This window comes from Falsiroseomonas sp., from assembly GCF_051860665.1.
Taxonomy (GTDB): domain Bacteria; phylum Pseudomonadota; class Alphaproteobacteria; order Acetobacterales; family Acetobacteraceae; genus Falsiroseomonas.
This window is the reverse complement of the sequence record NZ_JBHYDM010000007.1, coordinates 96371-120022: the sequence shown is the minus strand read 5'-3', so window position 1 is coordinate 120022 and position 23652 is coordinate 96371. Positions and strand designations below refer to the sequence as shown.

22 protein-coding genes are annotated in these 23652 nt (G+C 70.9%); 10 read left to right on the top strand and 12 right to left on the bottom strand.

All coding sequences use genetic code 11. The features are described from left to right. Position 1 precedes the first annotated feature (1 nt). The 6 genes from ACTIF1_RS09970 to ACTIF1_RS09945 all read right to left on the bottom strand — a co-directional run bounded on the left by ACTIF1_RS09970 (position 2) and on the right by ACTIF1_RS09945 (position 5180). Positions 2-481, bottom strand: coding sequence for a hypothetical protein (locus ACTIF1_RS09970; protein WP_439596252.1), 480 nt, complete (start codon positions 479-481; stop codon positions 2-4). 4 nt (positions 482-485) lie between these two features. Then, the gene (gene pth, locus ACTIF1_RS09965) at positions 486-1055 is read right to left on the bottom strand and encodes an aminoacyl-tRNA hydrolase (RefSeq protein ID WP_439596341.1); all 570 of its coding nucleotides are present in this window, start codon (positions 1053-1055) and stop codon (positions 486-488) included. 141 nt (positions 1056-1196) lie between these two features. After that, entirely contained in the window at positions 1197-1892 is a 696-nt protein-coding gene (locus ACTIF1_RS09960; RefSeq protein WP_439596251.1) for a 50S ribosomal protein L25/general stress protein Ctc, read from the bottom strand. A 165-nt stretch (positions 1893-2057) separates the two neighbouring features. Further along, positions 2058-3038 (bottom strand): Tim44 domain-containing protein, encoded by a 981-nt coding sequence (locus tag ACTIF1_RS09955; RefSeq protein ID WP_439596250.1) that lies wholly within the window; start codon positions 3036-3038, stop codon positions 2058-2060. 78 nt (positions 3039-3116) lie between these two features. Then, positions 3117-4343: a histidine kinase dimerization/phospho-acceptor domain-containing protein gene (locus ACTIF1_RS09950; RefSeq protein WP_439596249.1), complete on the bottom strand. Its 1227-nt coding sequence runs from the start codon at positions 4341-4343 to the stop codon at positions 3117-3119. Positions 4344-4361: 18 nt separating this feature from the next. Further along, positions 4362-5180: an alpha/beta fold hydrolase gene (locus tag ACTIF1_RS09945; protein ID WP_439596248.1), complete on the bottom strand. Its 819-nt coding sequence runs from the start codon at positions 5178-5180 to the stop codon at positions 4362-4364. A 186-nt stretch (positions 5181-5366) separates the two neighbouring features. Here ACTIF1_RS09945 and ACTIF1_RS09940 point away from each other — a divergent pair, with 186 nt between their 5' ends. The 5 genes from ACTIF1_RS09940 (at position 5367) to pcaG (ending at position 10597) form a co-directional block, all read left to right on the top strand. Beyond that, complete coding sequence (locus ACTIF1_RS09940; RefSeq protein ID WP_439596247.1) at positions 5367-7010, top strand: ABC transporter substrate-binding protein; 1644 nt, start codon at positions 5367-5369, stop codon at positions 7008-7010. 251 nt (positions 7011-7261) lie between these two features. Then, the gene (locus ACTIF1_RS09935) at positions 7262-8278 is read left to right on the top strand and encodes a Bug family tripartite tricarboxylate transporter substrate binding protein (protein ID WP_439596246.1); all 1017 of its coding nucleotides are present in this window, start codon (positions 7262-7264) and stop codon (positions 8276-8278) included. Positions 8279-8314: 36 nt separating this feature from the next. Further along, a complete protein-coding gene (locus ACTIF1_RS09930; RefSeq protein ID WP_439596245.1) occupies positions 8315-9217 on the top strand; it encodes an MBL fold metallo-hydrolase in 903 nt (300 codons plus the stop codon). A gap of 35 nt (positions 9218-9252) precedes the next feature. Continuing rightward, positions 9253-9969: a protocatechuate 3,4-dioxygenase subunit beta gene (locus ACTIF1_RS09925; RefSeq protein WP_439596244.1), complete on the top strand. Its 717-nt coding sequence runs from the start codon at positions 9253-9255 to the stop codon at positions 9967-9969. 13 nt (positions 9970-9982) lie between these two features. Next, entirely contained in the window at positions 9983-10597 is a 615-nt protein-coding gene (gene pcaG, locus ACTIF1_RS09920) for a protocatechuate 3,4-dioxygenase subunit alpha (RefSeq protein WP_439596243.1), read from the top strand. A 9-nt stretch (positions 10598-10606) separates the two neighbouring features. On the opposite strand, the gene ACTIF1_RS09915 is transcribed toward pcaG, so the two are convergent. The 4 genes from ACTIF1_RS09915 to ACTIF1_RS09900 are packed head-to-tail and all read right to left on the bottom strand — an operon-like array spanning position 10607 to position 15734. Continuing rightward, a complete protein-coding gene (locus tag ACTIF1_RS09915; protein WP_439596242.1) occupies positions 10607-11938 on the bottom strand; it encodes a TldD/PmbA family protein in 1332 nt (443 codons plus the stop codon). Next, a complete protein-coding gene (locus tag ACTIF1_RS09910) occupies positions 11935-13200 on the bottom strand; it encodes a M16 family metallopeptidase (RefSeq protein ID WP_439596241.1) in 1266 nt (421 codons plus the stop codon). Before ACTIF1_RS09910 ends, ACTIF1_RS09915 begins: the two co-directional genes overlap by 4 nt. 19 nt (positions 13201-13219) lie before the next feature. Then, a complete protein-coding gene (gene thrC, locus ACTIF1_RS09905) occupies positions 13220-14623 on the bottom strand; it encodes a threonine synthase (RefSeq protein ID WP_439596240.1) in 1404 nt (467 codons plus the stop codon). Between the two features lie 46 nt (positions 14624-14669). Beyond that, positions 14670-15734, bottom strand: coding sequence for a hypothetical protein (locus tag ACTIF1_RS09900; protein ID WP_439596239.1), 1065 nt, complete (start codon positions 15732-15734; stop codon positions 14670-14672). Positions 15735-15837: 103 nt separating this feature from the next. Here ACTIF1_RS09900 and ACTIF1_RS09895 point away from each other — a divergent pair, with 103 nt between their 5' ends. Next, positions 15838-16752, top strand: coding sequence for a polysaccharide deacetylase family protein (locus ACTIF1_RS09895; RefSeq protein ID WP_439596238.1), 915 nt, complete (start codon positions 15838-15840; stop codon positions 16750-16752). A 21-nt stretch (positions 16753-16773) separates the two neighbouring features. Here ACTIF1_RS09895 and ACTIF1_RS09890 read toward each other — a convergent pair whose 3' ends face one another. Continuing rightward, a complete protein-coding gene (locus tag ACTIF1_RS09890) occupies positions 16774-17631 on the bottom strand; it encodes a GntR family transcriptional regulator (RefSeq protein WP_439596237.1) in 858 nt (285 codons plus the stop codon). 435 nt (positions 17632-18066) lie between these two features. Here ACTIF1_RS09890 and ACTIF1_RS09885 point away from each other — a divergent pair, with 435 nt between their 5' ends. Beyond that, entirely contained in the window at positions 18067-19212 is a 1146-nt protein-coding gene (locus ACTIF1_RS09885; protein WP_439596236.1) for a glutamate cyclase domain-containing protein, read from the top strand. Here ACTIF1_RS09885 and ACTIF1_RS09880 read toward each other — a convergent pair. After that, complete coding sequence (locus ACTIF1_RS09880; protein ID WP_439596235.1) at positions 19187-20041, bottom strand: alpha/beta fold hydrolase; 855 nt, start codon at positions 20039-20041, stop codon at positions 19187-19189. The genes ACTIF1_RS09885 and ACTIF1_RS09880 overlap by 26 nt on opposite strands. 126 nt (positions 20042-20167) lie before the next feature. Between ACTIF1_RS09880 and ACTIF1_RS09875 the strand changes: the two genes are divergently transcribed. From ACTIF1_RS09875 to ACTIF1_RS09865, 3 genes are read left to right on the top strand one after another with little or no spacing between them, the layout of a single operon-like run. Further along, on the top strand, positions 20168-21781 hold the full coding sequence (locus tag ACTIF1_RS09875; protein ID WP_439596234.1) for an ABC transporter substrate-binding protein: 1614 nt from the start codon (positions 20168-20170) through the stop codon (positions 21779-21781). Between the two features lie 6 nt (positions 21782-21787). Beyond that, positions 21788-22795, top strand: a complete 1008-nt coding sequence (locus ACTIF1_RS09870) for an ABC transporter permease (RefSeq protein ID WP_439596233.1) — start codon at positions 21788-21790, stop codon at positions 22793-22795. Next, positions 22792-23640 carry an ABC transporter permease gene (locus ACTIF1_RS09865; RefSeq protein ID WP_439596232.1) on the top strand — a complete coding sequence of 283 codons (849 nt, stop codon included), beginning with the start codon at positions 22792-22794 and terminating at the stop codon, positions 23638-23640. Before ACTIF1_RS09870 ends, ACTIF1_RS09865 begins: the two co-directional genes overlap by 4 nt. Positions 23641-23652 lie beyond the last annotated feature (12 nt).

Genomic DNA, 23652 nt, shown 5'->3' with positions numbered 1-23652 from the left:
TTCAGCTGGAAGCGGCGTCGAGCAACGCGCAGAGATCGGTGGCGAGCGTGGAGGCGGCGATGCGGGCGGCCGCGTCGTCGGTGCGGAAATCCAGCGCGGCACTGCGCAGGAAGGGGGCGAGGGTGGCGGGCGGCAGGCCCACCTTCTTCGCCGCCTCCGCGATGCGCGCCGCCTGTTCGGCCGGCGCGCGGGATTCGGCCAGCAACGCCGCGGCATCCAGCGCCAGGGCGGCACGCAGCGCGGCCTCGCCGGCCGTGTGCAGCACCATGCGCTGGCGGCGGATGTCGGAGACCGGCTCCCCGCCCGGCACGCCCGGGGGGTTTGGCGCGGCGGTGGCGCGCAGGGCGGCGGCGGCCTGCGCCAGCCCCTGCGCCTCCCGGATCAGCCCGGCGGCCAGCGCCGCGGCGCCATTGGCAAAATCCTCGGGGCCGGGGCCGCCGAAGCCGCCGTCGAAGACGCTGTCGTCGTCCAATCCGCTCATCGGGTCATTTCTCCTGCGTCAGCAGCGCCACGCGGGTCATGAAGGCCTCGTGCTGGCCCTCCGCCAGCAGGTGCGCGGCATCCGCCACGGCGTCCAGCAGCGGCTCCACCCAGGTCTCGACCTTGGCGAAATTGCCGAGCACATGGCCGGTGACGCGGTCCTTGTGGCCGGGATGGCCGATGCCGAGGCGCACGCGCCAGAAATCCGCATTGCCGAAGGCGCGCTGCATGTCGCGCAGCCCATTATGGCCGGCGGTGCCGCCGCCCTTCTTCACCTTCAGCTTGCCGGGCGCCAGGTCCAGCTCGTCATGGAAGGCCCAGATATCGGGCGTGCCGAGCTTCAGGAAGGCGGCCGCCTGCTGCACCGCGTCGCCACTGGCATTCATATAGGTCTCGGGCTTGAGGGCCATGATCTTCTGGCCCCCGAGCACGCCCTCCGCCACCTGGCCCTTGAAGCGCTTGCGCCAGCTCGAAAAACCGTGGCGGCGGGCGATGGCGTCCAGCGCCATGAAGCCGATGTTGTGGCGCTGCCGCGCATGTTCCTGCCCCGGATTGCCGAGGCCGACCCAGAGCAGCGCCACCGCAACGGACCCCTTTTTTCGAACAAGTCGGTGTGGCGAAGGGGGGTCTGCTTCTGCCTGAAGCCAGGCCTGGCCTTGCAGGCCCCCTCACCCAACCCTCTCCCCCATCGAGGGGAGAGGGCTTATGGAAGAAAATTACTTCTTCTTGGCGGGCGCGGCGGGGGCCGCGGCGGCCGGCTTGGCGGCGCCCTTGGCCGGGGCCTTGCCCTTGCCCTTGGCGGGTTCCGGCGCCGCCACGGCGACGGGGGCCAGGTCCTCATCCACCGTCGGCGCGGCGATGGAGGCGATCATGAAGTCGCGGCCGACGATGCCCGGACGCGCGCCGAAATGGTCCTTGATGGAGGACCAGCGCAGGCTGTCGCCGATCTTCGCCTCGGCCAGGTCGATCTCGAAGTGGTCCGGCACCTTGTCGGTCTCGGCCAGCACCTCGACCTCGCGGCGGACCACGTTCAGCACGCCGCCGGCCTTGATGCCGACGGAGGTGTCCTCATGCAGGAACACCACCGGCACGCGGACGCGGATACGCGCACCGGGGGCCACGCGCTGGAAATCGATGTGGATGGGGCGATCCGTCACCGGGTGGAACTGCACCTCGCGCATGATGGTGCGCTCGGTCGGGCCGTCCTTCACGACGACCTCGTAAAGGTGCGACTGCCAGCCGCCCTTGGTGAGTTCCTTCATGATGTCGCGCGGGTCGAAGGCCACCAGCGTCGCCGCCTGCTTCGCACCATACACCACACCGGGGACCAGCCCCTCCCGCCGGGTCGCGCGCGCTGCCCCCTTACCTGCATCTGCGCGCGCCACGGCTTCGATCCGCACTGTCTGGACCATTGCCAGGCTCCTTCAAATGGAATGCGCCTGGACCCTGCTTCCGCCGGGCCGGGCGCAAAGAAAATGCGCCGGCCTCCAGGGGTGCCGACGCAGCGGGGACGCCTAGCCGATGCAAGGGCCGGAAGCAAGGGCGAAGGGGGGTTTCGCCCCCTTCGCCCCGCGCCGTCAGCCGGTCTGCTGGATGGCCGAGAGGCGCCAGGCCTCGCCCGGGAAGCGGGTATAGGTCAGCAGCTCCGTCACCACCTGCGGCTCCGAGGGATGACCCTCCACCACCTTGCCGGTGGCATCGGTGGTCACGTCCACGATGGAATAGCGCATCGCGACCGTGGCGAAGTGCTGGCCATTCTCCTGCCAGGCCTCGGAGAGGTCGCCGGCCAGAAGACGGGTGCCGCTGGTCGCATTGGTCCAGCCCCGGGCGCGCAGGTCCTTCAGGTCGTTGGCGAAGTAGTTGGTCATCTCCGGGGTCGAGAGGCGGCGCAGCGCCTCAAGGTCCTGCCGGGTCCAGGCCTCGTTCACGGCATGCAGGTTGCGCTCGAACTCCTGGTAGTCGGCCTCGGCGATCTGCAGCGGCGCGGTGGCCACCTCCGGCGCGGCGGCCGCTGCCATCGGGCCACGGGGCGCGCCCATGGCGCCGCCCATCATCGGGCGCGGATTGCCGCCCGACTGCATGTCGCGGGCATAGGCGTTCGGCGGGCCGCCGGCCGTCGCCTCGCGCCGGCCGCGGATCATGCGCATGACCAGCCAGATCACGCCGCCGATCAGCGCCACCTGCAGCAGCAGGCCGAGGATCGAGGCGAAGCCGCCGATGCCGCCGAAGAGGCCGGCGCCCAGGATCATGCCGAACAGGCCGGCGCCGAGCAGGCCGCCCATCAGCCCGCCGCGCATGCCGGTGCGTGCAGCAGCGGCACCGGCCGCGGCCGTGCCGGCGGTGGCGGCACCGGCCGTGGCGGCGGGGGGCGCCGTCTGGGTGCGCTGCATCTGCGTCGCGCCACCCGGGGCGGTGGTGGTGGGCGGGGGCGCCTGGTAGGTGCGGGTGCCCCGGCTGCCGGAGGAGAATCCCCCGCCGCGGCGCGCTTCCGCCAGGGCGGGGGCCAGCGCCAGGGCCACGACGGCGATGGCGGCCATGAAGGATGCTTTGCGGCGCATGAGGGGGTCCGTGACTCCGATCTGGGTTTCCTGGATGTAATATAGGGATGCCCGGGCCGGATTGCGAAGGCCCGACGGTCAAGCCCCGGCTGAAGCCGCCGCGAGGGGCAGGCAGAGCGCGATGCGCAGCCCCGCGGCGACAAGGGCGGTGTCCGCCGCCCCCGCTTCCGGCCGCTCCTCGGGAAGCCCCGCCTGGTCGATATCCAGCCGCCCCGCATGCAATTCGGCGATGCGCTGGGCCACCGCGATGCCCAGCCCCGCCCCTTCCAGCCCCCGCGACAGCACCGCGGCGGGGTCGAGCGGCGCGCGCAGGTTTTCCAGCGCGGCGGGGGTCAGGTGCAGGCTCGGGCAGGCCAGGCTGAGGCAGCCCATGCCCGCCCGCAGCTCGCAAACCAACGTGATGGCAGCGCCCGCGGGGGCCAGCCGCGCCATCTCCCGCAGGGCGCAGGCCACCGCCTCCGCCGCCAGCCCGGCATCGGCCTGCATCGGCGGCAGGCCCCTGGCCGGCGCCAGGCGCGCGGTGACGCCGGCCTTGTCCAGCGCCGGCTGGGCGATCTGCAGGCCGGCGCCTGCGATGCGCTGCGGCGCCACCGGCTGCAGCGCCGGCCGGCGGCCATCCAGCCGGGCGAAAAGGGTCGCATCCTCCAGCAGCGCCAGCAGGTGGTGGGCGGCCGAATCGATGTCGCGCAGCCAGTCCATCCGGAGGCCGATGTCGCGCCCTGCCGCCGCCTCCTGCAGCAGCAGGCCGGCGAAGCCGGAGACGATGCCGATCGGGGTACGGAATTCGTGGTTCATGGCCGAGAGGAAGCGCGTCTTGGCCCGGTCCGCCGCCTCCGCTGCCGCCTGGGCCCGCCGCGCCTCCGCCTCCGCCAGTTCGGCGCGCTGGCGGGCCTCGACCAGGCCCTGTTCGTAGCGGCGATAGACGGTCGCATCGAACAGGGTGGTGCGGACCAGCCGCGGCGCGCCCGTCGCATCCCGCAGCACCGTGGAATTGACCAGCACGGGCAGGCGGCGGCCCTGGGCGCAGGCCAATTCCAGCGCCACCGCCTCCGCCGCGCCACCGGCGCGCAGCTGGGGCAGGTGGCGCGTCTCGTGGATGATGCGGCCGGGTGGGGTCAGCAGGTCGCGGAAGCGGAGGCCCTGCACCGGCTCGGCCGCGTCCCTTTCCAGCCAGCGGGCCAGGGTGCGGTTGGCGCGGACCACGGCGCCATCCTCGACGAACCAGGACAGATAGCCGCAGGGCGCATCCTCGTAGAGCTCCTCCAGGCTCTCGGGCCAGGCCTCGGCCAAGGCGTCAGCACCCAAGGCTGGAATCCCGGCGCATCAGGCCGCCTCCGGCAGCAGGTCCGCCAGATAGCGGCGGATCGCGGCGGCGGTCTCGGCCGGCGCCGCCATATGCGGGCAATGGCCGGAAGTCTCGAGCGTGACCAGCGCGCTGCCCGCCAGGTGCCGATGCATATAAGCGCCGACCGAGGGCGGCGCGATCGCATCCTCCCGGCTCTGCAGGATCAGGCTGGGCGTATGGACGCGGGCGAGATCGGCGCGATTGTCCGCAGTGAAGGTGGCCCGGGCGAAGCCGAGCGCCTGCTGCGGGTCCATCCGGCAGAAGCTGCCTGCCAGCTCCGCGGCCAGGTCCGGCCGGTCGGGGTGGCCCATGATGGTGGGCGCCATGGCGGCCGCCCAGCCATTGTGGTCGGCCTGCAGCAGGGCGAGCAGCGCCTCGATATCCTCCGCCGAGAAGCCGCCGATATAGTCGCCATCGTCGATATAGCGGGGCGAGGGGCTGACCAGCACCAGCCGGGCGAAGCATTCCGGCGCCATGCCCGCGGCGAGGAGGCCGATGCTGGCACTGGCGGAATGGCCGATGAAGACCACGGGCTCCGGCCCCAGCGCGCGGCAGATCGCCAGCACATCCTCGGCATAGCCGGCCAGGCTGGCGTGGCGGGCAGGGTCGTAGGGGGCGGTGGCACCGCCGGCGCCGACGTGGTCGAAGAGAAGGATCTCGAAGTCCCTGGCCAAGACGGGGGCGACCAGGCGCCACATGGACTGGTCGCAGCCATAGCCATGCGCGAAGAGAAGCCGCACCCGCCCGCCGCCCAGGCGGCGCAGGTTGTGCAGCGAAAGCAGCTGCTGCGGTTGCAAGGCTGGAACTCCCATCACGGCGGGTGACCACCGCGGCCGCGGTGGCTCAGGCCGGATGATGGCTTGGCTTATGTTAACACAGCCCCATCGCGCTTGTGCCCCGGGTTGATTCATCACCTCTGCGTTGCGCTTGCGTCACCAGGGCCCAGCGGGTCACCCTGTGGGCCGCGCAATCGGGAGTGCATCATGCGGCGACGGGAACGGGATCTGGGGCGGGCTGGGGCCGCCTGGGGGCTGGCGGTGGGCTGCGTGCTGGCGGCCCAGCTGGCGGCGGCACCGGCCATCGCGCAAGGGACGGGCCAAGGCGGCGCCCAGGCGAATGCGCCGCGGCTGTTCCGCATGGCCACCAGCGTGGATGCCGCGACGCTGGACCCGCATGCGACCAATGCGCTGTTCACCTATCTGGTGGTCAGCCAGGTCTATGAGACGCTGACGCATCGGGCCGACGACCTGAAGGTGCAGCCCGGCCTCGCCCTGAGCTGGGCCCAGGTGGAGCCCACCCGCTGGCGCTTCCAGCTGCGCCCGAATGTCCGCTTCGCCGGCGGCGAGACCTTCAACGCCGACGACGTGGTCTTCAGCATCACCCGGGCGCTGGCACCGACCTCCAACTACGGCATCTATGTGGATACCGTGGCCTCCGTCGTCGCGGTGGACGACCTCACCGTCGATATCATCACCCGGGTGCCGGACCCGGTGGTGCCGGACAAGCTGACCCGCGTGCTGATGATGGACCGTGGCTGGTCCGAGGCGAACCGCGCCGCCGTGCCGCAGAATTTCGCGCAGCGGGAGGAAAGCTTCACCGTCCGCAACAGCAATGGCACCGGCCCCTATGTCATCCGGACGCGGGAGGTGGACCAGCGCACGGTCATGGTGCGGAACCCCAACTGGTGGGGCACCGGCGAGACCCGCGGCAACGTCACCGAATACCACCATGTCACGCTGAATTCCGATGCTACCCGCGTCGCCGCCCTGCTCTCGGGCGAGGTCGACATGGTGCATGTGGTGCCGGTGCAGGATGTGGCGCGCATCCAGCGCGACCCGCGGCTGCGCATCCTGGAGGGGCAGGAGAACCGGACGGTCTGGCTCGGCCTGCGCCAGGATGTGGAGGAGCTGGCCGGATCCGACGTGCGCGGCCGCAACCCCTTCAAGGACCTGCGGGTGCGGCAGGCCATCGCCCATGCGCTGGACATGGAGGCGATGCGCCGCACCACGCTGCGCGGCCAGGGCGTGCCGACCGCCAGCATGTGGACGCAGTTCGTCAATGGCTGGTCGCAGGATGCGGATCGCCGCCTGCCCTACGACCCGGCGAAGTCCCGCGCCCTGCTGGCCGAGGCCGGCTATCCGAACGGCTTCTCCGTGCCCTTCGAATGCCCGACCGGCACCTATGACGAGGCCTGCCAGGCGGTGGCCGGCATGCTGGCCCGCGTCGGCATCCGGGCGCAGCTGAACATCCAGCCCAATGCCCAGTTCAGCCAGCGCATCCGGCGGCAGGAGCCGATGATGTATGCGCTGTCCTGGGGCGTGCCGACCTTCGATGCCAGCTACACGATCCGCGCCGTCATGGCCTCCCGCGCCGTGGGCGGGGCGGCGACCTGGAATGCCGGCGGATGGTCCAATGCGGAATTCGACGCGCTGATCCCGCGCATCGATGCCGAACAGGACCCGGAGGCGCGGCGCGGCCTGATCCGGCAGGCGCATGCGCTGCACAATGCCGATCTGGGGCATATCCCGATGTACCACATGATGATCCCCTGGGCGCATCGGGCCGGGGTGGCGGTGACGCACCGGGCGGACAACCAGGTGCAGGTGCGGGAGATCCGGGTGGATTGAGCCGCCCGGTCGTGGCGCGGCAGGGGCGCTTCGGCGCGCCTGGCCGCGGGCTCACGGACTTTCCGGCCCCAATAGGTCATATAACCGAACATTTGACTTTTATTCTGCCGCATGATTGCCTTTGCCCAGTCCCCGCACGCCCGAAGGCAAGGTTGCGTGACGGCGGACCAAGGCGCGGAAAGCGCCCCGGGTCGCCGCTGCGCTGAGGCCATCAGACGCAGGGATCGACCCTTCAAGTGGAAGGGGCAGGGATGACGGTCATCCAAGGGCAGGATGCGCCGCGGACACGCCGGGCGGTGCTGGGGGCGGCGCTGCTCGCAAGCCCGGCCCTGCTGGCGGCATCGCGCAGCGCGCGGGCGCAGGGCGCCTGGCCGCAACGGCCGGTCCGCATCCTGGCGCCCTTCGCCGCCGGCGGCGCGCCCGATGTGGCCATCCGCCTCCTCCTGCCGCAGTTGAGCCAGGCCTTCGGCCAGCCCTTCGTGGTGGAAAACCGCCCCGGCGCGAGCGGCGCGGTGGCGGCGGAGGCCGTGGCGCGGGCGGCGCCAGATGGGCATACGCTGCTGCTGGCCTCCAATTCCGTCATGGTCATCAATCCGGCGCTCTTCGGCGACCGGCTGCCCTATGCGCCGCTGCGGGATTTCCGGCCGGTGGCGCGGGTCGCGCGGCTGCCCTTCTTCCTCTTCGTCCCCGCCACCTCCCCGGCGCGGGACCTGCCCGGGCTGATCGCGCAGGCCCGCGCGGCGCGGGAGCCGCTGACCTATGCAACCAATGGCAATGGCACCGTCGGCCATGTCTCCACGGAGCAGTTCCGGCGGGCCGCGGGGATCGACCTCATCCATGTGCCCTACCGCGCCTATCCGGCCGCGATGGGCGACCTGATCGCCGGCCGCGTCGCCATGGCAATGGCGGATCTGACGGTCTTCGGCTCGGCGCTCGCCGGTGGCCAGCTGCGGGCGCTGGCGGCGATCGCGCCGGAGCGCTCGCCCTTCCTGCCGGATGTGCCGGCGCTGCCGGAGCATGGCCTGCCCGCGCTGGACGGCAGCGTCTGGTTCGGGCTCTTCGCGCCCGCCGCCACGCCGGACGAACCGGTCGCGCGGCTGGATGCCGAGGTGCGGTCCTGGCTCGCGACACCGGAGGCCGTGCAGGGGCTCGCGCGGATCAGCCAGCAGCCGGCCGCGCTCGACCGCACCGCCCTCGCCGCGCTGCTGCGCGAGGACACGGCCCGCTACGCCGCGCTCATCGCCGAGGCCGGCATCCGGCCGGATTGAGGACCGGCCTTCGGACGGGAAGGACGAGGAGGATAGATGGACGATGGCGACGGTCGCCTGGTGGTGACGCTGCTGGGCACAGGCACGCCCAACCCCAATCCGCGCCGCTTCGGCCCGGCCACCCTGGTCCAGGCCGGCGGGCTCGACCTGCTCTTCGATGCCGGGCGGGGCTGCCCGGTCCGCCTGGCGCAATGCGGCGTGCCGCTGGGGCGGGTCGCCGCCCTCTTCCTCACGCATTTCCATTCGGACCATGTGAACGGCCTGGCCGATGTCTGGATGAGCTCCTACATCCCGCCGGCCTGGGGCGGCCGCCGCGTGCCGCTGCGGCTGTATGGCCCACCCGGCACGGCGCGCATGGCGCATCACCTGCGGGAGGCCTTCGCGGATGACATCCGCATCCGCATGGCCGACGAGGCGGTGCCGGAGGAGGCCACGCGGATCGCGGCGCAGGACTTCCCCGTGACCGGCGGCGTGGTCTTCGAGGAGGCCGGCGTGCGGGTCACGGCCTTCGAGGTGGATCACGGCCAGCACATCCGCCCCGCCGTGGGTTTTCGGATCGAGCATGCCGGGCGATCCGTGCTGCTCTCCGGCGACACCAGGCCGCATCCGAACGTGCTGGCGCATGGCGCGGGCGTGGACCTGCTGGTGCATGAGGTCTGCGCGCTGCCGGCGGCACTCGCCGGCCGGCCCGGCCCGCAGGCGATCGCGGACCACCACACCTCGCCCGCCGAGGCCGGCGCGATCTTCGCCGCCACAAGGCCGCGGCTGGCCGCCTTCACCCATATCGTGCAGATCGCAGCCCCCGGCACCGCGCCGGTGCCGTTGGAGGCGATCGAGGCCGAGACCCGCGGCGCCTATGACGGCCCCCTGGTCCTGGGCGAGGATCTGATGCGCTTCACCATCACCGCCCAGGGCGTCATGGTGGACCATGCTGGTTGAGGCCGGGCGGATGACGGAATCTTCGGGGGGCAACGATGACAAGGAATGACGTGCCGGATCGCTTCGATCCCTGGCCGCCGGGCATCGAGCCCGATGTGCCGGTGCCCGGCTATCCGAACACCTTTCTCTTCACGCCGAGCCAGCCGCTGCACCGCCGGCCGCCGACCCGGACGGAGGCGACCGGGCCGGTCGAGCTGCAGCGCAAGCTGCCCTGCGGCGATGCGAACCTGGCGCAGCCCGCGCCGGGCCGCTGGGCCATCGGCCAGCTCATGCATGTCGCCGGGCGGATCCTGGACGAGGACGGCCGGCCCGTGCGCGGCGCGATCGTCGAGCTGTGGCAGGCCAATGCGGCCGGCCGCTACTTCCACCCGATCGACCAGCGCGAGGCGCCGCTCGACCCCAACTTCGTCGGCAATGGCCGCGTGCGGACCGATGAGGAAGGCCGCTACGCCTTCCTCACCATCAAGCCCGGCGCCTATCCGGTGCCGGTGAAGGAGACCTGGTGGCGGCCGCCGCACCTGCACTTCTCGGTCATCGGCCCCTCCTCCCTGTCGCGCCTGGTGACGCAGATGTATTTCGCCGGGGATCCGCTGAACGCGCTGGACCGCATCCTGAACTCGGTGCCGGACGCCGCGGCGCGGGAGCGGCTGATCGCGAAGGACCTGCCGCCGGCGGAGGTGGGCGACCAATGGCTCGGCTTCACGCATGACATCGTGCTGCGCGGCCGCCATGCCACGCCGGCGACGCCGTGAGGAGCGCCACCGCATGAGCCGCCCCAATGCCCCGCTGGCGCCGACCTCGCAGCACACGATCGGCCCCTTCTTCCCGCGCACCTTCTTCCAGCCCGGCGACAATGACCTGACCCTGGTCGCGCATGGCGCGGCGCCGACCCGGCGCGGCGAGACCATCCTGATTCGCGGCCGCGTGACGCGCGCGGAGGGGATGCCCTGCCTCAACCAGATACTGGAGGCCTGGCAGGCCGATGCGGAGGGCCGCTTCAACCATCCGCTGGACCCCGAGCGGCACCTGGCCGATCCCGATTTCCTCGGCTGGGGACGGGCCTGGACCGATGAGGAGGGCCGGTACGAATTCCGCACCGTGATCCCGGGCGGCTATGCCGAGGCCGGCGGCCGCCGCGCCCCGCATGTGAACCTGACCGTGATGGGCGCGGGGCTGATGCGCCGGGTGGAGACCACGCTGTTCTTCCCGGACTTCCCGGCCGAGAACGCCGCCGACCCGGTGCTGGCCCAGGTGCCGGAGGCCCGGCGCGCGCGCCTGGTCGCGGTGCCGGAGGGTCTGGCCGAGGGGTTGCGCGTCTTCCGCTTCGACATCCGCCTGCGCGGCGATGCGGAGGAGGAAACGCCCTTCTTCGAGGCGTGACGCGGCGCTTCAGGCGCCGGCCAGCGTCAGCCCCTCGATCCGGATGGTCGGCGCATCCATGCCGCGGCGGAAGACCAGGTCGTTCGCCGCCGTCATATTGAGGAAGATGTCGCGCAGATTGCCGGCGATGGTGATCTCGCTCACCGCCTCCGCCAGCGCGCCGTTGCGGATCATGAAGCCGGCGGCGCCGCGGCTGTAGTCGCCGGTCACGCCATTCACGCCCATGCCGATCAGGTCGGTGACGTAGAGCCCCTCCGTGATATCGGCGATCAGTTCCACCGGCGTCAGGCTGCCCGCCTCCAGCCAGAGGTTGCTCGCCGCCGGGCCGGGCGGGCCGCCGGTGCCGCGGCTGGCATGGCCGGTGCTGGCGAGGCCGAGCTGCCGGGCGCTGCGCCAGTCCAGGATCCAGCTCGTCAGCACCCCGTCCTCGACGATGGCGCGCGGCGCGCCGGCCATCCCCTCCCCGTCGAAGGGGCGGGAGCGCAGGCCGCGCGGCCGGGTCGGGTCATCGCGGACCGTGAGGCCCTTGGCCAGCACCGGCTTGCCCATGCTCTCCGCCAGGAAGGAGGTGCCGCGCGCCACGGCGGCACCGTTGATGGCGCCGAGCAGATGGCCGAGCAGGGAGGAGGAGACGCGCGGATCAAACACGACCGGGATCCGCGCCGTCTTCGCCCGTACCGGGTTCAGCCGGGCGATCGCCTTCTCGGCCGCGCGCCGGCCGATCGCCGCGGGGTCCTCCAGATCCGCCAGGTGGACGACCGAGGAATAGTCGTAGTCCCGCTCCATCGCCGTGCCCTGCCCGGCCAGCGCGGTGCAGGACAGGCTGTGGGAGGTGCGGGCATAATGCCCGGCAAAGCCCGCGGAGGTGGCGAGCGCGATGCGGATGCGGCCCCAGCTGGCATCCGCGCCTTCGCTGTTGGTCACGCCCTTCACGGCCAGCGCCGCGTCTTCTGCCGCCGCGGCGCGGGCGATCAGGTCTTCGGCCGTCGGCTCGGTGGCATCCTCGAGGTCGAGCGGCCCGGCCTCCCGCGGACCATCGAAGCGATCGGCCAGGCCGCCGAAGGGATCCTCCGGCACCACCTTCGCCATGGCCACCGCGCGTTCCGCCAGCGCGGCGAAGCCTGCCGGGTCCGCCACGGTGGTCGAGACGATGGCCTGGCGCTGCCCGACGAAAACCCGCAGGCCGATGTCGAACCCCTCGGACCGCTCCAGCTGCTCGATCCGCCCGAGGCGGCGGGAGACGGACAGGGAGGCGTTCTGGACATGCAGCGCATCGGCACTGTCCGCGCCCGCGCGCCGCGCGGCGGCGACGAGGTCCGAGAGCAGGTCCAGCTCGCTCACGCCGCCAGCCTCTCGACGATCGCGGGCAGCCCCGGCACCTTGCCCGCCGGGCCGAGGGCCGCCAGCGTCGGCGCCCCCCGGAAGGCCATGGCGGCCGCTTCCTGCACCTCGGCCACCGTCACCGCGGCGATCTTCGCCTTGGTCTCTTCGGTCGGGATGATGCGGCCATGCACCTGCAGCTGGCGGGCCAGCTGCTCGCAGCGGCTGCCGGTGGATTCCAGGCTCATCAGCAGGCTGGCGCGCAGCTGGGCCTTGGCGCGGGCGAGTTCGTCCTCGCTCACATCGGTCTGCACCCGACGCAGCTCCTCCAGCGTCACCGGCACCAGCTCCTCCGCCTGGTCCTCGCCGGTGCCGGCATAGATGCCGAACAGCCCGCCATCCTGGAACGGCGAGGCGAAGGAATAGATGGAATAGACCAGCCCCCGCTTCTCCCGGATCTCCTGGAAGAGGCGGGAGGACATGCCCCCGCCCAGCAGCGTGGACAGCAGCTGCGTCGCCATGTGCAGCCTGTGGTTCGTGGCGACGGAGGGGAAGCCGAAGCAGAGGTGCACCTGGTCCAGGTCCCGCTCCTCGCGGAACTCGCCGCCCGTGTAGCGCGCCGGCTCCGGCACCGCGGCCACCGAGGCCGGCAGGTCCGAAAAATGGCGCTGGGCGAGCTCCAGCAGATCCTCATGCTCCAGCGCGCCGGCGGCGGCCACCACCATGCGGCTCGGGCCGTAGTGCCGGCGCATATAGCCGGTCAGCGCCTCCCGACTCATGGCGGAGACCGTCTCCTCCGTGCCCAGCACCGGACGGCCCATGGCCTGGGCGCCGTAGGCGGTGGCCTGGAAGTGGTCGAAGACGATGTCGTCCGGCGTGTCGTTCGCCTGGCCGATCTCCTGCAGGATCACGCCCCGCTCGCGCTCCAGCTCCTCCGGCACGAAGGTGCTGTGGGACAGGATGTCGCCCAGGATGTCGGCGGCGAGGCCGACATCCTCCTTCAGGATCTTGGCGTAATAGGCGGTGTTCTCGCGGGAGGTATAGGCGTTCAGGTGGCCGCCCACATTCTCGATCTCGCGGGCGATGGCCGCCGCGTCCCGGCGCTCCGTGCCCTTGAAGGCCATGTGCTCCAGGAAGTGGGAGACGCCGTTCTCCGCCGCCGCCTCATGCCGCGTGCCGGCATCCACATAGGCGCCGATCGAGACGGTCTCGACCCGCGGCATCTTCTCGGACACCACGGTCAGGCCGCTGGGCAGCCGGGTCAGGCGGATGGCGTCGTTCATGGTCATCCTTCGCCGTCGGTCAGGCGGCGTTGCGCAGGGTGTGGCGTCGCACGAAGGCCTCGACCTGGCCGAGATCGGCCGGCAGGCGGGTGAAACGCTCGGGACGCTCATATAGGTCGGCCAGGCGCGAAGGCAGGGGGGCCTCGATGCCCGTGGCCTGGCGCACCGCATCCGGGAATTTGGCGGGATGCGCCGTGGCGGCGACCACCATGGGGATGGCGGGGTCGGAAGGCGGGCTGGCCATGGCGGCGGCGGTGCCGATGGCGGTATGCGGGTCCGCCAGATAGCCCTGCCCATGCAGCCGCCGGATTTCTGCCAGTGTCCCGGCATCGTCCAGCGCGAATCCCCGAAAAACCTGGGTGGCGCTGCGCCAGGCGGCGTCCGGCACCGGCATGCGGCCCTCGGCACGGAAGCGGCGCATGGTCTCGGCCGTGGCCGCCGCATCGCGCCCCAGCAGCTCGAACAGCAGGCGCTCGAAGTTGGAAGAGACCTGGATATCCATGGAGGGGGAGAAGGAGGGCTCGACCGTCCGCATGGTCATGTCGTTGCCCGACAGGAAGCGGGCCAGGATGTCGTTGCGGTTCGATCCGATCAGCAGCTGCGCGATCGGCAGCCCCATCCGCCGCGCCGCCCAGGCCGCCAGGACATTGCCGAAATTGCCGGTGGGGACGGAGAAGGCCACCTCCCGGTCCGGCGCGCCGAGCGCCAGGGCCGAGGCGACGTAGTAGGGAATCTGCAGCGCGATCCGCGCCCAGTTGATGGAATTCACCGCCGACAGGCGCAAATCCTGGCGGAAGGGCGCGTCCGCGAACATGGCCTTCACCAGGTCCTGGCAATCGTCGAAGGACCCCTCGATGGCCAGGTTGGCCACGTTCGGCGCCAGCACCGTAGTCATCTGCCGGCGCTGCACCAGGCTGGTGCGGCCCTCCGGATGCAGGATGACGATGTCGATCGCCGCCCGGTCGCGGCAGGCCTCGATGGCGGCGGAGCCGGTGTCGCCGGAGGTGGCGCCGACGATGGTCACCCGCTCCCCCCGCCGGGCCAGCACATGGTCGAAAAGCGGGCCAAGCGCCTGCATCGCCATGTCCTTGAAGGCCAGCGTCGGGCCGTGGAACAGCTCCAGCGCAAAAACCCGGCTGTCCAGCTGGACCAGCGGCGCGACGGCCGGGTGGCCGAAGCCGGCATAGGCCCGGCGCAGCATGGGCAGCAGCGCCGCATGATCCGGCTGGCCGCCGGTGAACAGCGAGAGAATGCGGGCCGCCAGGTCCGGATAGGGCAGGCCGCGCAATTCGCGCCATTCGGCGCTGGTCAGCACCGGCCAGCTCTCGGGCACGAAAAGCCCGCCATCCTCGGCGAGGCCCGCCAGCAGGACGCCTTCGAAGTCGCGCGACGGGGCTTCGCCGCGGGTGGAGATATAGCGCATCCAACCAGGATAGCCCGCCCGGGCCCCTGCCGCGAGGGGGTGGCCGCTATTGCGCCGGGATGGTCACCGTCAGCGGCGCATGGCCCGGCCCGCTCTCGGCCAGAACCTGCAGCGCCTGGACGAAGGCGAAGGTGACCTTGGAAGGGTAGTCGTCGAAGTCGATCCAGAAGGACCGGTCGCGATAGACCACGGCGGCATAGGCATCGGCCGGGGCGCGCGCGCCCTGCCGCACCCGCACCAGCCGGTCGCCGGCGGCCTGGTCCTGCCCCAGGGTCGCGCCGCGGCGGATATCCTCCTGCGCCACCTCGATCTGGCTGCCCATCTCATAGAGGATCTGCAGCAGGGACCGGGTCAGCACCGGCACCCGACCCGGCCCGGCGGCGGTGCGGCCATAGACCAGCTCGAATTCCCCCGCCGGGCCGCGCAGGCCCAGCAGCCGGCGCAGCTCCCGCAGCGCCGGCTCCGCCCGGCCATCGCCGCCGCCCGGCAGCAGGAAGACGCGGGCGCCCTGGGGTTGCGTCTCGAAGCGCAGGCTCAGCGCCCGCGCGCCATGCGCCGCCGCCAGGGCGCGCATCAGCGCCTCGAAATCATCCGAGGCCAGGCGGGGGGCGCCGCCGCTGGCGGATCGGTTGGGCAGGCCGTTCACCGATTGCACGCCGATGCGGAACAGCAGGTCCAGCGGCGCGCCGCTCTGCGCCAGGGAGAGCAGCTGCGCCGGCTCCAGCGGCCGCAGATAGGAACGGGCGAAGCGTTCTCCCGTCACCGGCGTGAAATTGTAGGTGGGGCGGGAGGCGAATTCGAAACTGCCCGACAGCGTGGCGTAATTGCCCGGATTGGCATTGGGATAGGCGTTCAGCCCCGCCTGGCCGCCGGTCTGCAGCGTATAGCCGGAGATCAGCTGGCTCACGGTCAAGAAGGTCGGCACATCGCCATAGCGCAGCCGCACCATGTTCAGCAGCATCTGCCGCTTCACCCCCTCCCCCAGCGCATCGGCGAAGCCGATCTGGTCCAGGTCCAGCTGCTGCGGGCCGAGCCGGTGGCAGCCCGCGAGCGAAAGCAGCGCGGCGGCAAGCAGGCGGCGGCGGCCGTGGGTTTGGCGGGCGGCGGGCATGGTGCTGCATCCCGTCCCGGCCGGCGCCGGTCAACCGCGCCGCGTTGACATCCCTGTGGGGCGGCCCGGACAATCCCGGCCGCGCCGCCGAGGAGAGTCCCCGATGAAGCTGCCCAGCCATGGCCGCTACGCCCCCAGCGCCATCCCGACCCGCCCCGATTATCGCTGGCCGAATGGCGCGCGCCTCGCCGTCCTCGTCTGCAACAACATCGAGCATTTCGCCTATCGCGCCGGGATGGGCAGCGACAGCGCCCAGCCCGGCGCGCCGCAATCCTTCCGCAACTATGCCTGGCGCGACTACGGCAACCGCGTCGGCCTGTGGAACATGCTGGAGATGCTGGACGAGCTGGAGATCCCCAGCGCCCACAACGTCAACAGCGCGGCGCTGGACTATATGCCGGAGATCGCGCCGGCGCTGCTGGCGCGTGGCGACGAGTTCATCGGCCACGGCCGCAGCAATGCGGAGCGCCAGGACACGCTGTGGGAGGAGGATGAGCGCCGCCTGATCGTGGAGACGCGCGACGCCATCACCCGCCATGCCGGCACCCCGCCGCGCGGATGGCTCGGCCCCTATCTCGCGCAAAGTCACGTCACGCTCGACCTGCTGCGCGAGGAAGGGTTTGGCTACATGATGGACCTGCCGGCGGATGACCAGCCCTTCTGGATGGCGACGCGGGCCGGGCCCATCCTGTCCGTGCCCTATTCGATCGAGCTGAACGACAGCCCGGCGATGGTCTTCCGCCAGCACAGCGGCCGCGAATTCGCCGAGATGATCATCGACCAGTTCGACGAGATGCTGGCGCAGTCGAAGCGCCGACCGCTGGTCTGCAGCATCGTGCTGCATACCTTCGTGGTCGGCCAGCCCTTCCGCCTGCGGCCGCTGCGGGACGCGCTGCGCCATATCCTGCGCCACCGCGACGAGATCTGGCTGACCCGGCCGGGCACCTTGGCGGAGCATGTCGCCGGCCTGCCGCGCGGCCTGGTGCCGGGTTCGGAGATGCTGCCCGAGCCGGGCTGAGCCGCCGAATGTCCTGATAAATCAGAGCTGCGCTTCGGTGCGGATCTCGGCCTCCGCGATGAACTGGAAGCGGTCGCCGTGGAAGCGCACGAAGCCGCAGAGCACCGGCACGCCGGAGGCGAGGCGATAGACATGCTCGCTCTCCAGCAGCGGCGTGCCGCGCTTGATCATGAGCAGCCGCGCGATGCGGCTATCCGCCGGCACGCTGCGGACGATCAGCCGCATGCGCCGCGGCGCCTCCCCCATCGCCGCGCGCAGCAGCGTGTTCACCGGCTGGCGTTCCAGCATGCGCGCGGTGACGTGGCGCGCGATATGGGTGGGCATGTAGCGCAGCTCATGGCCGAAGACCTCGCCATCCAGCAGGCGCAGGCGCTCCACCAGATCCACCTCCGCGCCCGGGGCAAGGGCCAGCGCGCTCAGTACCGTGGGGGGCGCGATGATGGTGCGGCGCTCCAGCACCTGGAAGGAGATTCGCTTGCGGGCGTTGCGCGCCTCGTCCTCGAAGGCCAGGCTCAGGTCGTGGTCCAGCCGGCGCGGCGCGACGAAGGTGCCGCGGCCACGGCCGCGGGTGATCAGGCCCTGCGCGGCCAGCTGTGCCATGGCCTGACGCACGGTGGGTCGGCTGATGCCGAAATGCGCCATGCATTCGCTCTCGGTCGGCAGGGACTGGCCGACCAGCGCATCCCGCCCCTGCCCGATCAGCGCCGCGAAGCGTTCCGCCAATTGCAGATAAAGCGGCGCGGCATGCGCGGTGTTCAGGGGTGCGACGCGGTTGAGCACGAAGGCGCGCGCCGTGCCGCGTGTTCCGGCAGGCGGCGGAAGCTGCGGCGACGATGGCGTCGGCACGGCACGCATGCCCCGGCGGGCGGGAAGGGTCACGGATGTGGGCTCCTGCAGCGTCGCAAATCCACAGTAGCGGCGGCCCCATGACCGGGGAAGATGGTTGGCGCCCCGCCGGAACGACATGAAAATGTCAGGATAATTGCCTTTCAGCTGCCGTGCCGCCGCCTTTTGCGGCCCGCCGGGGCGGGCTGCGTGGTCGCGTCGCCCCGCTCATGCGGACACGATTGCAGATGCCATCTTCGCCTTTCAGGACCACACATCTTGCATGGCAGGTAGAGCCGGGCGTCGCTTCGGGCCTGCGCCGCGCCGCGCCCGTGCGGTCGTCACTGCACCGGCTGCAGACGGCCTCCGGCAGGAATTGTGCAACGTGATCGCCGGGCTGGGGTGGCCGACCGGTTCGCACCGAAATGGTTTGCCTGTATGAGCCTGAATCCACCCCCTGCCGAGGGCTGGAGGAGAGAAGGAACGGAGATGGAACCGGATTTCGAGCTCTGCCAGGTCGTCGGCGAATCGGCCGACCGGCTGGTCTCCGCCCAGGTCTTCATGTCCGGTGGTGGCGCCGACATCACCAGCCGCAATATCACCAAGGAGCTGTATGAGGCCGCCCGCGCGCTGCAGGGCGCGCCGCTCTCCTCGCTGGCCGCACGCGAGCTGGTGGAGCGGGTGCAACCGCGCGACGTGGTGCTGATCTGCGCCGGCTTCTTCGACCCGCCGGCGATGATCTCGGAAGCCGATGGCCCGGTCGGCGCCGCGCTGCTGGGCCGCGCGCTGGCCGTCGCGCTGGATGCCACGCCGGTCTTCCTGACGGAGGTGACGAATCTCGCGCGGATGGAGGCGCTGGTGCGCGCCACCGGGCTCGATGTCATCGGACTCGACATGGCGGTGACCACGCCCTTCAAGGCCGCCATCCTGCCGCTGCCGATCGGACGTTCCCGCGCGGCGGTGGAAGCGCCGCGCTGCTTCGACCGCACCGGCGCCAAGGCCATGGTCTGCATCGAGAAGCCGGCGCCCAATTTCACCGGCACCACCCATACCGGCCCGGGCCTCGATGTCACCGACGTGGTCGGCAAGGTGGAGCTCTACATCGATGAGGCGAAGCGCCGCGGCGTGCTGACCATCGGCATCGGCGATGGCGGCAACGAGGTCGGCATGGGCCGCATCCCGGAGGCGGTGCGCGAGGTGGTGCCGACCGGCAAGCTGATCGGCACCTGCGTCGAGACCGACATTTTGGTTGTCGCGACCATCGCCAATTGGGGGTCCTACGCCATCGAGGCCTGCCTCGCCGCCGCGCTGCATCTGCCGGAGGCGCTGCATTCGCGCGACGTGGAACGCCGCGTGGCGGATGCGGCCGCCCGCGCCGGCTTCATCGACCCGACCAGCGGCATGGCGCATGGCTGGGTGGACGGCACGCCGCCGATCGCCGGCGAATCCATCCTGGAGCTGTTGCGCTGCATGGTGGAGCTGCGGCTGGACCGCAAGCGCCGGCCGCATGGCATGTCCGGCTTCGGCCGACGCTGGCAGGAAACCGGCCGCGCGGAGGCCACGGTCGCGCTCTGGGCCAGGCACCTGGCGGCGGAAGAAGCGGAGTTCTTCAGCCGGGCTGAACGCGGCGGGTGAAGGCCGCGAGGTCGGCGTCGAAGCGCGCCGGCTCCTCCAGGAAAGGCGCGTGGCCGCTGGCCTCATACAGAAGAAAATCGGCGCCGGGCAGCAGGCTGGCGATGTGGCGGCCGGCGAAAGGCAGCAGCACCTGGTCCTGCGCGCCATGGATCACCAGCGCCGGCACCTTGAGTGTCGGCAGCAGGTCGTCATGGTCCACCTGCCAGCCCATCATCGCGCCGCGCACCGCGGGCGGCGCCATACCGTTGGTGAGGTCCATCAGCCGCTGCAGATCGGCCGGCAGCGGCGCCGCCGTGCAGGCGCGAATGAAGCGCAGCGTGGCCTCGGCGGCGACCGCCATCTCGGTCGAGGCCATCGCCGCCTGGATCGGCCCGGTGGTACCGCGGAAGCGCGCGGCATCGGGCACGCCGCCCTTGCTGATGGCGCCGACGAAGACCAGGCCGCCGAACCCGGCCACGCCATGCCGCCGCGCCACCGCGCCCAGCACCCGCCCACCAAAGGACCAGCCGACCAGCACCGGCCGGTGCAGCTGCAGCGCCGCGATCACCGCCGCCACGTCATCGGCCCAGAGATCCCCGCTGCGATAGGCCTCCGCCGCCTCGGGTTTTTGGGAGTGGCCATGGCCGCGCAGGTCGAAGGCGACGAGGCGAAAATGCTGCGCCAGGACGCCGGTGAATTGCCGCGTCCAGCAGAGCGCGGCCTGGGAGAAGCCGTGGATGAACAGGATGGGCGGGCCATCCGCGCGGCCACCCTCCACCACGGCCAGGCCCACGCCGCCGGCGCCCTCGATAAAGCGCGTGGTGGCGCTGCCCATCCATTCGGTCGTCATCGCAGGACAGTCCTTCATTACGCCGGGCAAGCTGCGGCAAGCCGTGCCTCCCGGCAAGGTGGCACGGGCCTTGCTGCGCGGGTCGGGCTGGCGGGCTTCCGCCTGTCCCGGTCCGGAGAGATTCCCATGGAGCGCCGCGATTTCCTCAAGGCCCTGCCCGCCGCCGCGCTGAGCCTGCCGCTCACCGCGCCCGCCGTGAAGCAGGCCGCCGCGCAGCGCGCGCCGACGCGCAACGAGACGCTGCTGCTGGTGCAGGAATACGGCCCCAATAGCCTGGACATGCAGGGGCTCGGCGCCTCCCAGCCCGTCAATGGCGTGGCGCTGAACTGCTACGACCGCTTGGTCTCCTTCAAGCGGGAGAAGGTGGACGAGGTCACCAGCAGCTTCGACATCACGAAGCTGGAGCCGGAGCTGGCCGAGAGCTGGCAGGAGGCCAGCGACGGCACCAGTGTGACGTTCAAGATCAGGGCAGATGCCCGTTTTCATAGCGGAAGGACGGTCACCGCCAAGGACGTGAAGTGGTCGCTGGACCGCGCCGTCTCCATCGGCGGCTTCGCCACCACGCAGATGCGCGCCGGCAGCCTGGAGAACCGGGAGCAGTTCGTCGCGGTGGACGACAAAACCTTCCGCGTGGATTACCTGCGGCGCGACAAGCTGACCCTTCCGAACCTCGCCGTGACGATTCCCTTCGTCTTCGACAGTGAGACGGCCATCGCCAATTCCGGCGGCGACGAATGGGCCAAGGACTATCTGAAGAACAACATCTGCGGCGGCGGCGCCTTCAAGGTGGAGGCCTGGCGGCCGGGCACCGAGACCATCTACACCCGCAACGACGACTGGAAGTCCGGCCCACTGCCCAGCCTGCGCCGCATCATCGCGCGCGACATCGCCTCCCCCTCCACCCGCCGGGCGCTGATCGAACGCGGCGATGCCGATATCAGCTACCAGATCCCGCCGAAGGATTTTGCGGATCTCGTCGCCGCGGGGCGGCTGAAGGTCTCGGCCGTGCCGGTGCCGAATGCGGTGTGGTATCTCGCGCTGAATTCGGCGCTGCCGCCCTTCAACAATGTGAAACTGCGGCAGGCGGTGGCCTGGGCGATGCCCTATGAGCAGATCATGCAGGGCTCGCTCTTCGGCCGCGGCGTGCCGATGTTCGGCGGCCCCGCCACGCCGGCGCAGCTCACCTGGCCGGTGCCCTTTCCCTATACCGCCAATACCGAGCGCGCCCGCGCGCTGATGGCGGAATCCGGCGTCGCGCCCTTCAGCACCACGCTGCTCTACGATGCCGGCGTCGCCACCATCACCGAGCCCATGGCCGTGCTGATCAAGGAGGCGCTGGCCCCGCTCGGCATCACCGTGGAGCTGAGCAAGATCCCCGGCGCCAATTTCCGCGGCGAGCTGAACAAGAAGACCGCGCCGATGGTGATCAACCGCTTCGGCGGCTGGCTGGACTGGCCGGACTACTTCTTCTTCTGGAACTACCACGGCAACAATTCGATCTTCAACATCCCGTCCTACCAGAACCCGGCGATGGACCGGCTGATCGATGCCGCGCGCTTCACCGCCGACCCCGCCGTCTATGCGCAGAATGTGCGCGGCTTCCTGGAGCTCGGCATGCAGGACGTGCCCTTCATCCCGATCGCGCAGCCCTTCCACGACGTGGCGATGCAGCGGAATATCGGCGGCTACCAGTTCTGGCCCTGCCGCGAGCCGGATTTCCGCAGCCTGACGAAGGGCTGAGCGCCGGTGCGGGGCGTGCTGTGGCGGCTGGCCGGTTCGCTCCCCGCGCTGGTCGCCGTCATCGTCGTGACCTTCATCCTGACGCGCGTGCTGCCGGGCGATACCGCGACCTATTTCGCCGGGCCGACCGCGAGCGCGGAATCGATTGCCCAGATCCGCGCCTCCCTCGGCCTCGATCGCCCATTGCCGGAGCAGTTCTGGAACTACATCCAGGCACTGGTCCGCGGTGACCTCGGCATGTCGCTCACCACCGGCCAGCCGGTGCTGACCGACCTGCTGCAGCGGCTGCCGGCCTCCGCGGAGCTGACGCTGGCCGGGCTGCTGATCGCCATGTCCATCGCCATTCCGCTCGGCGTGCTGGCGGCGGTGAAGCAGGGCTCGCTGGCGGACCATGCCTGCCGCGTCATCGTCACGGCCGGCGTCTCGCTGCCGGTGTTCTTCACCGGCCTGCTGCTGGTCTATGTCTTCTATTTCCTGCTCGGCTGGGCCCCTGCGCCGCTCGGCCGGCTCGATGCCTTCGCCAGCGCGCCGCCCACCGTCACCGGCTTCTACCTGATCGATGCGGCGCTGGTGGGCGATTGGGAGACCTGGCAGGGCGCGCTGGCGCAGATGATCCTGCCGGCGACCACGCTCGGCCTGTTCGCGCTGGCGCCGATCGCGCGCATCACGCGGGCCTCCATGCTCGCGGTGCTGGGCGCGGAGTTCATCCGCACCGCGCGCGCCTCCGGCCTCGCCACGCGCACCATTATTCTCACCTATGCACTGCGCAATGCGCTGCTGCCGGTGGTGACGACGCTGGGCATGGTGTTTTCCTTCCTGCTCGGCGCGAATGTGCTGGTGGAGAAGGTCTTCGCCTGGCCCGGCATCGGCAGCTATGCGGTGGAGGCGCTGATCGCCTCGGACGGCGCGCCGGTGCAGGGTTTTGTCCTGACCATGGCGATCCTCTACGTATTGCTGAACCTGACCATCGACATGGTGAACCGGGCGCTGGACCCGCGGGCACGGCGGGCATGAGCAGCTCCGCACTGCGCCACGCGCGGCATGTGGTTTCGGAAAATCCGGTCACGGGATTCGCGCTGGCGCTCTTCGTCTTCTTCGTGCTGGCCGCCATCCTCGGCCCGTCGCTGGCGCCCTATGATCCGCTGGCAAGCAACACCATGCGGGCGCTGCAACCGCCCTCCGCGCAGCACTGGTTCGGCACGGACCAGCTCGGCCGCGACATCTTCTCCCGCGTGCTGGTGGCCACGCGACTCGACCTCGGCATCGCCGCCGCCTCCGTCGCGCTGGTCTTTGCCGCGGGCGGTTTTGCCGGCTTGGTCTCGGGCTTCTTCGGCGGCTGGGCGGACCTGGTGATCGGGCGCATCGCCGATACCATCATGGCCTTTCCGCTCTTCGTGCTGGCCATGGCGATCGTGGCGGCACTGGGCAACACCGTGCCGAACATCGTGCTCGCCACCGCCATCATCAATTTTCCCCTCTATGTCCGCGTCGCCCGCGCGGAGACGGTGCAGCGGCGGGAGGCGGGCTTCGTCGATGCGGCACGCATCTCCGGGCACCGCGACATGGGCGTGCTGCTGATGCAGGTGGGGCCAAACATCCTGCCGATCATGGTGGTGCAGATGTCGCTCACCATGGGTTATGCGATTCTCAACGCCGCCGGCCTGTCCTTCATCGGCCTCGGCGTGCGCGCGCCGACGCCGGAATGGGGGATCATGGTGGCGGAGGGCGCCTCCTTCATCGTCTCCGGCGAGTGGTGGGTGGCGCTGTTCCCGGGTGCGACGCTGATGGTCGCGGTCTTCTGCTTCAACCTGCTGGGCGATGGCGTGCGGGATATCGTTGATCCCCGGAGGCGGACGTGAGTCCGCCGACCG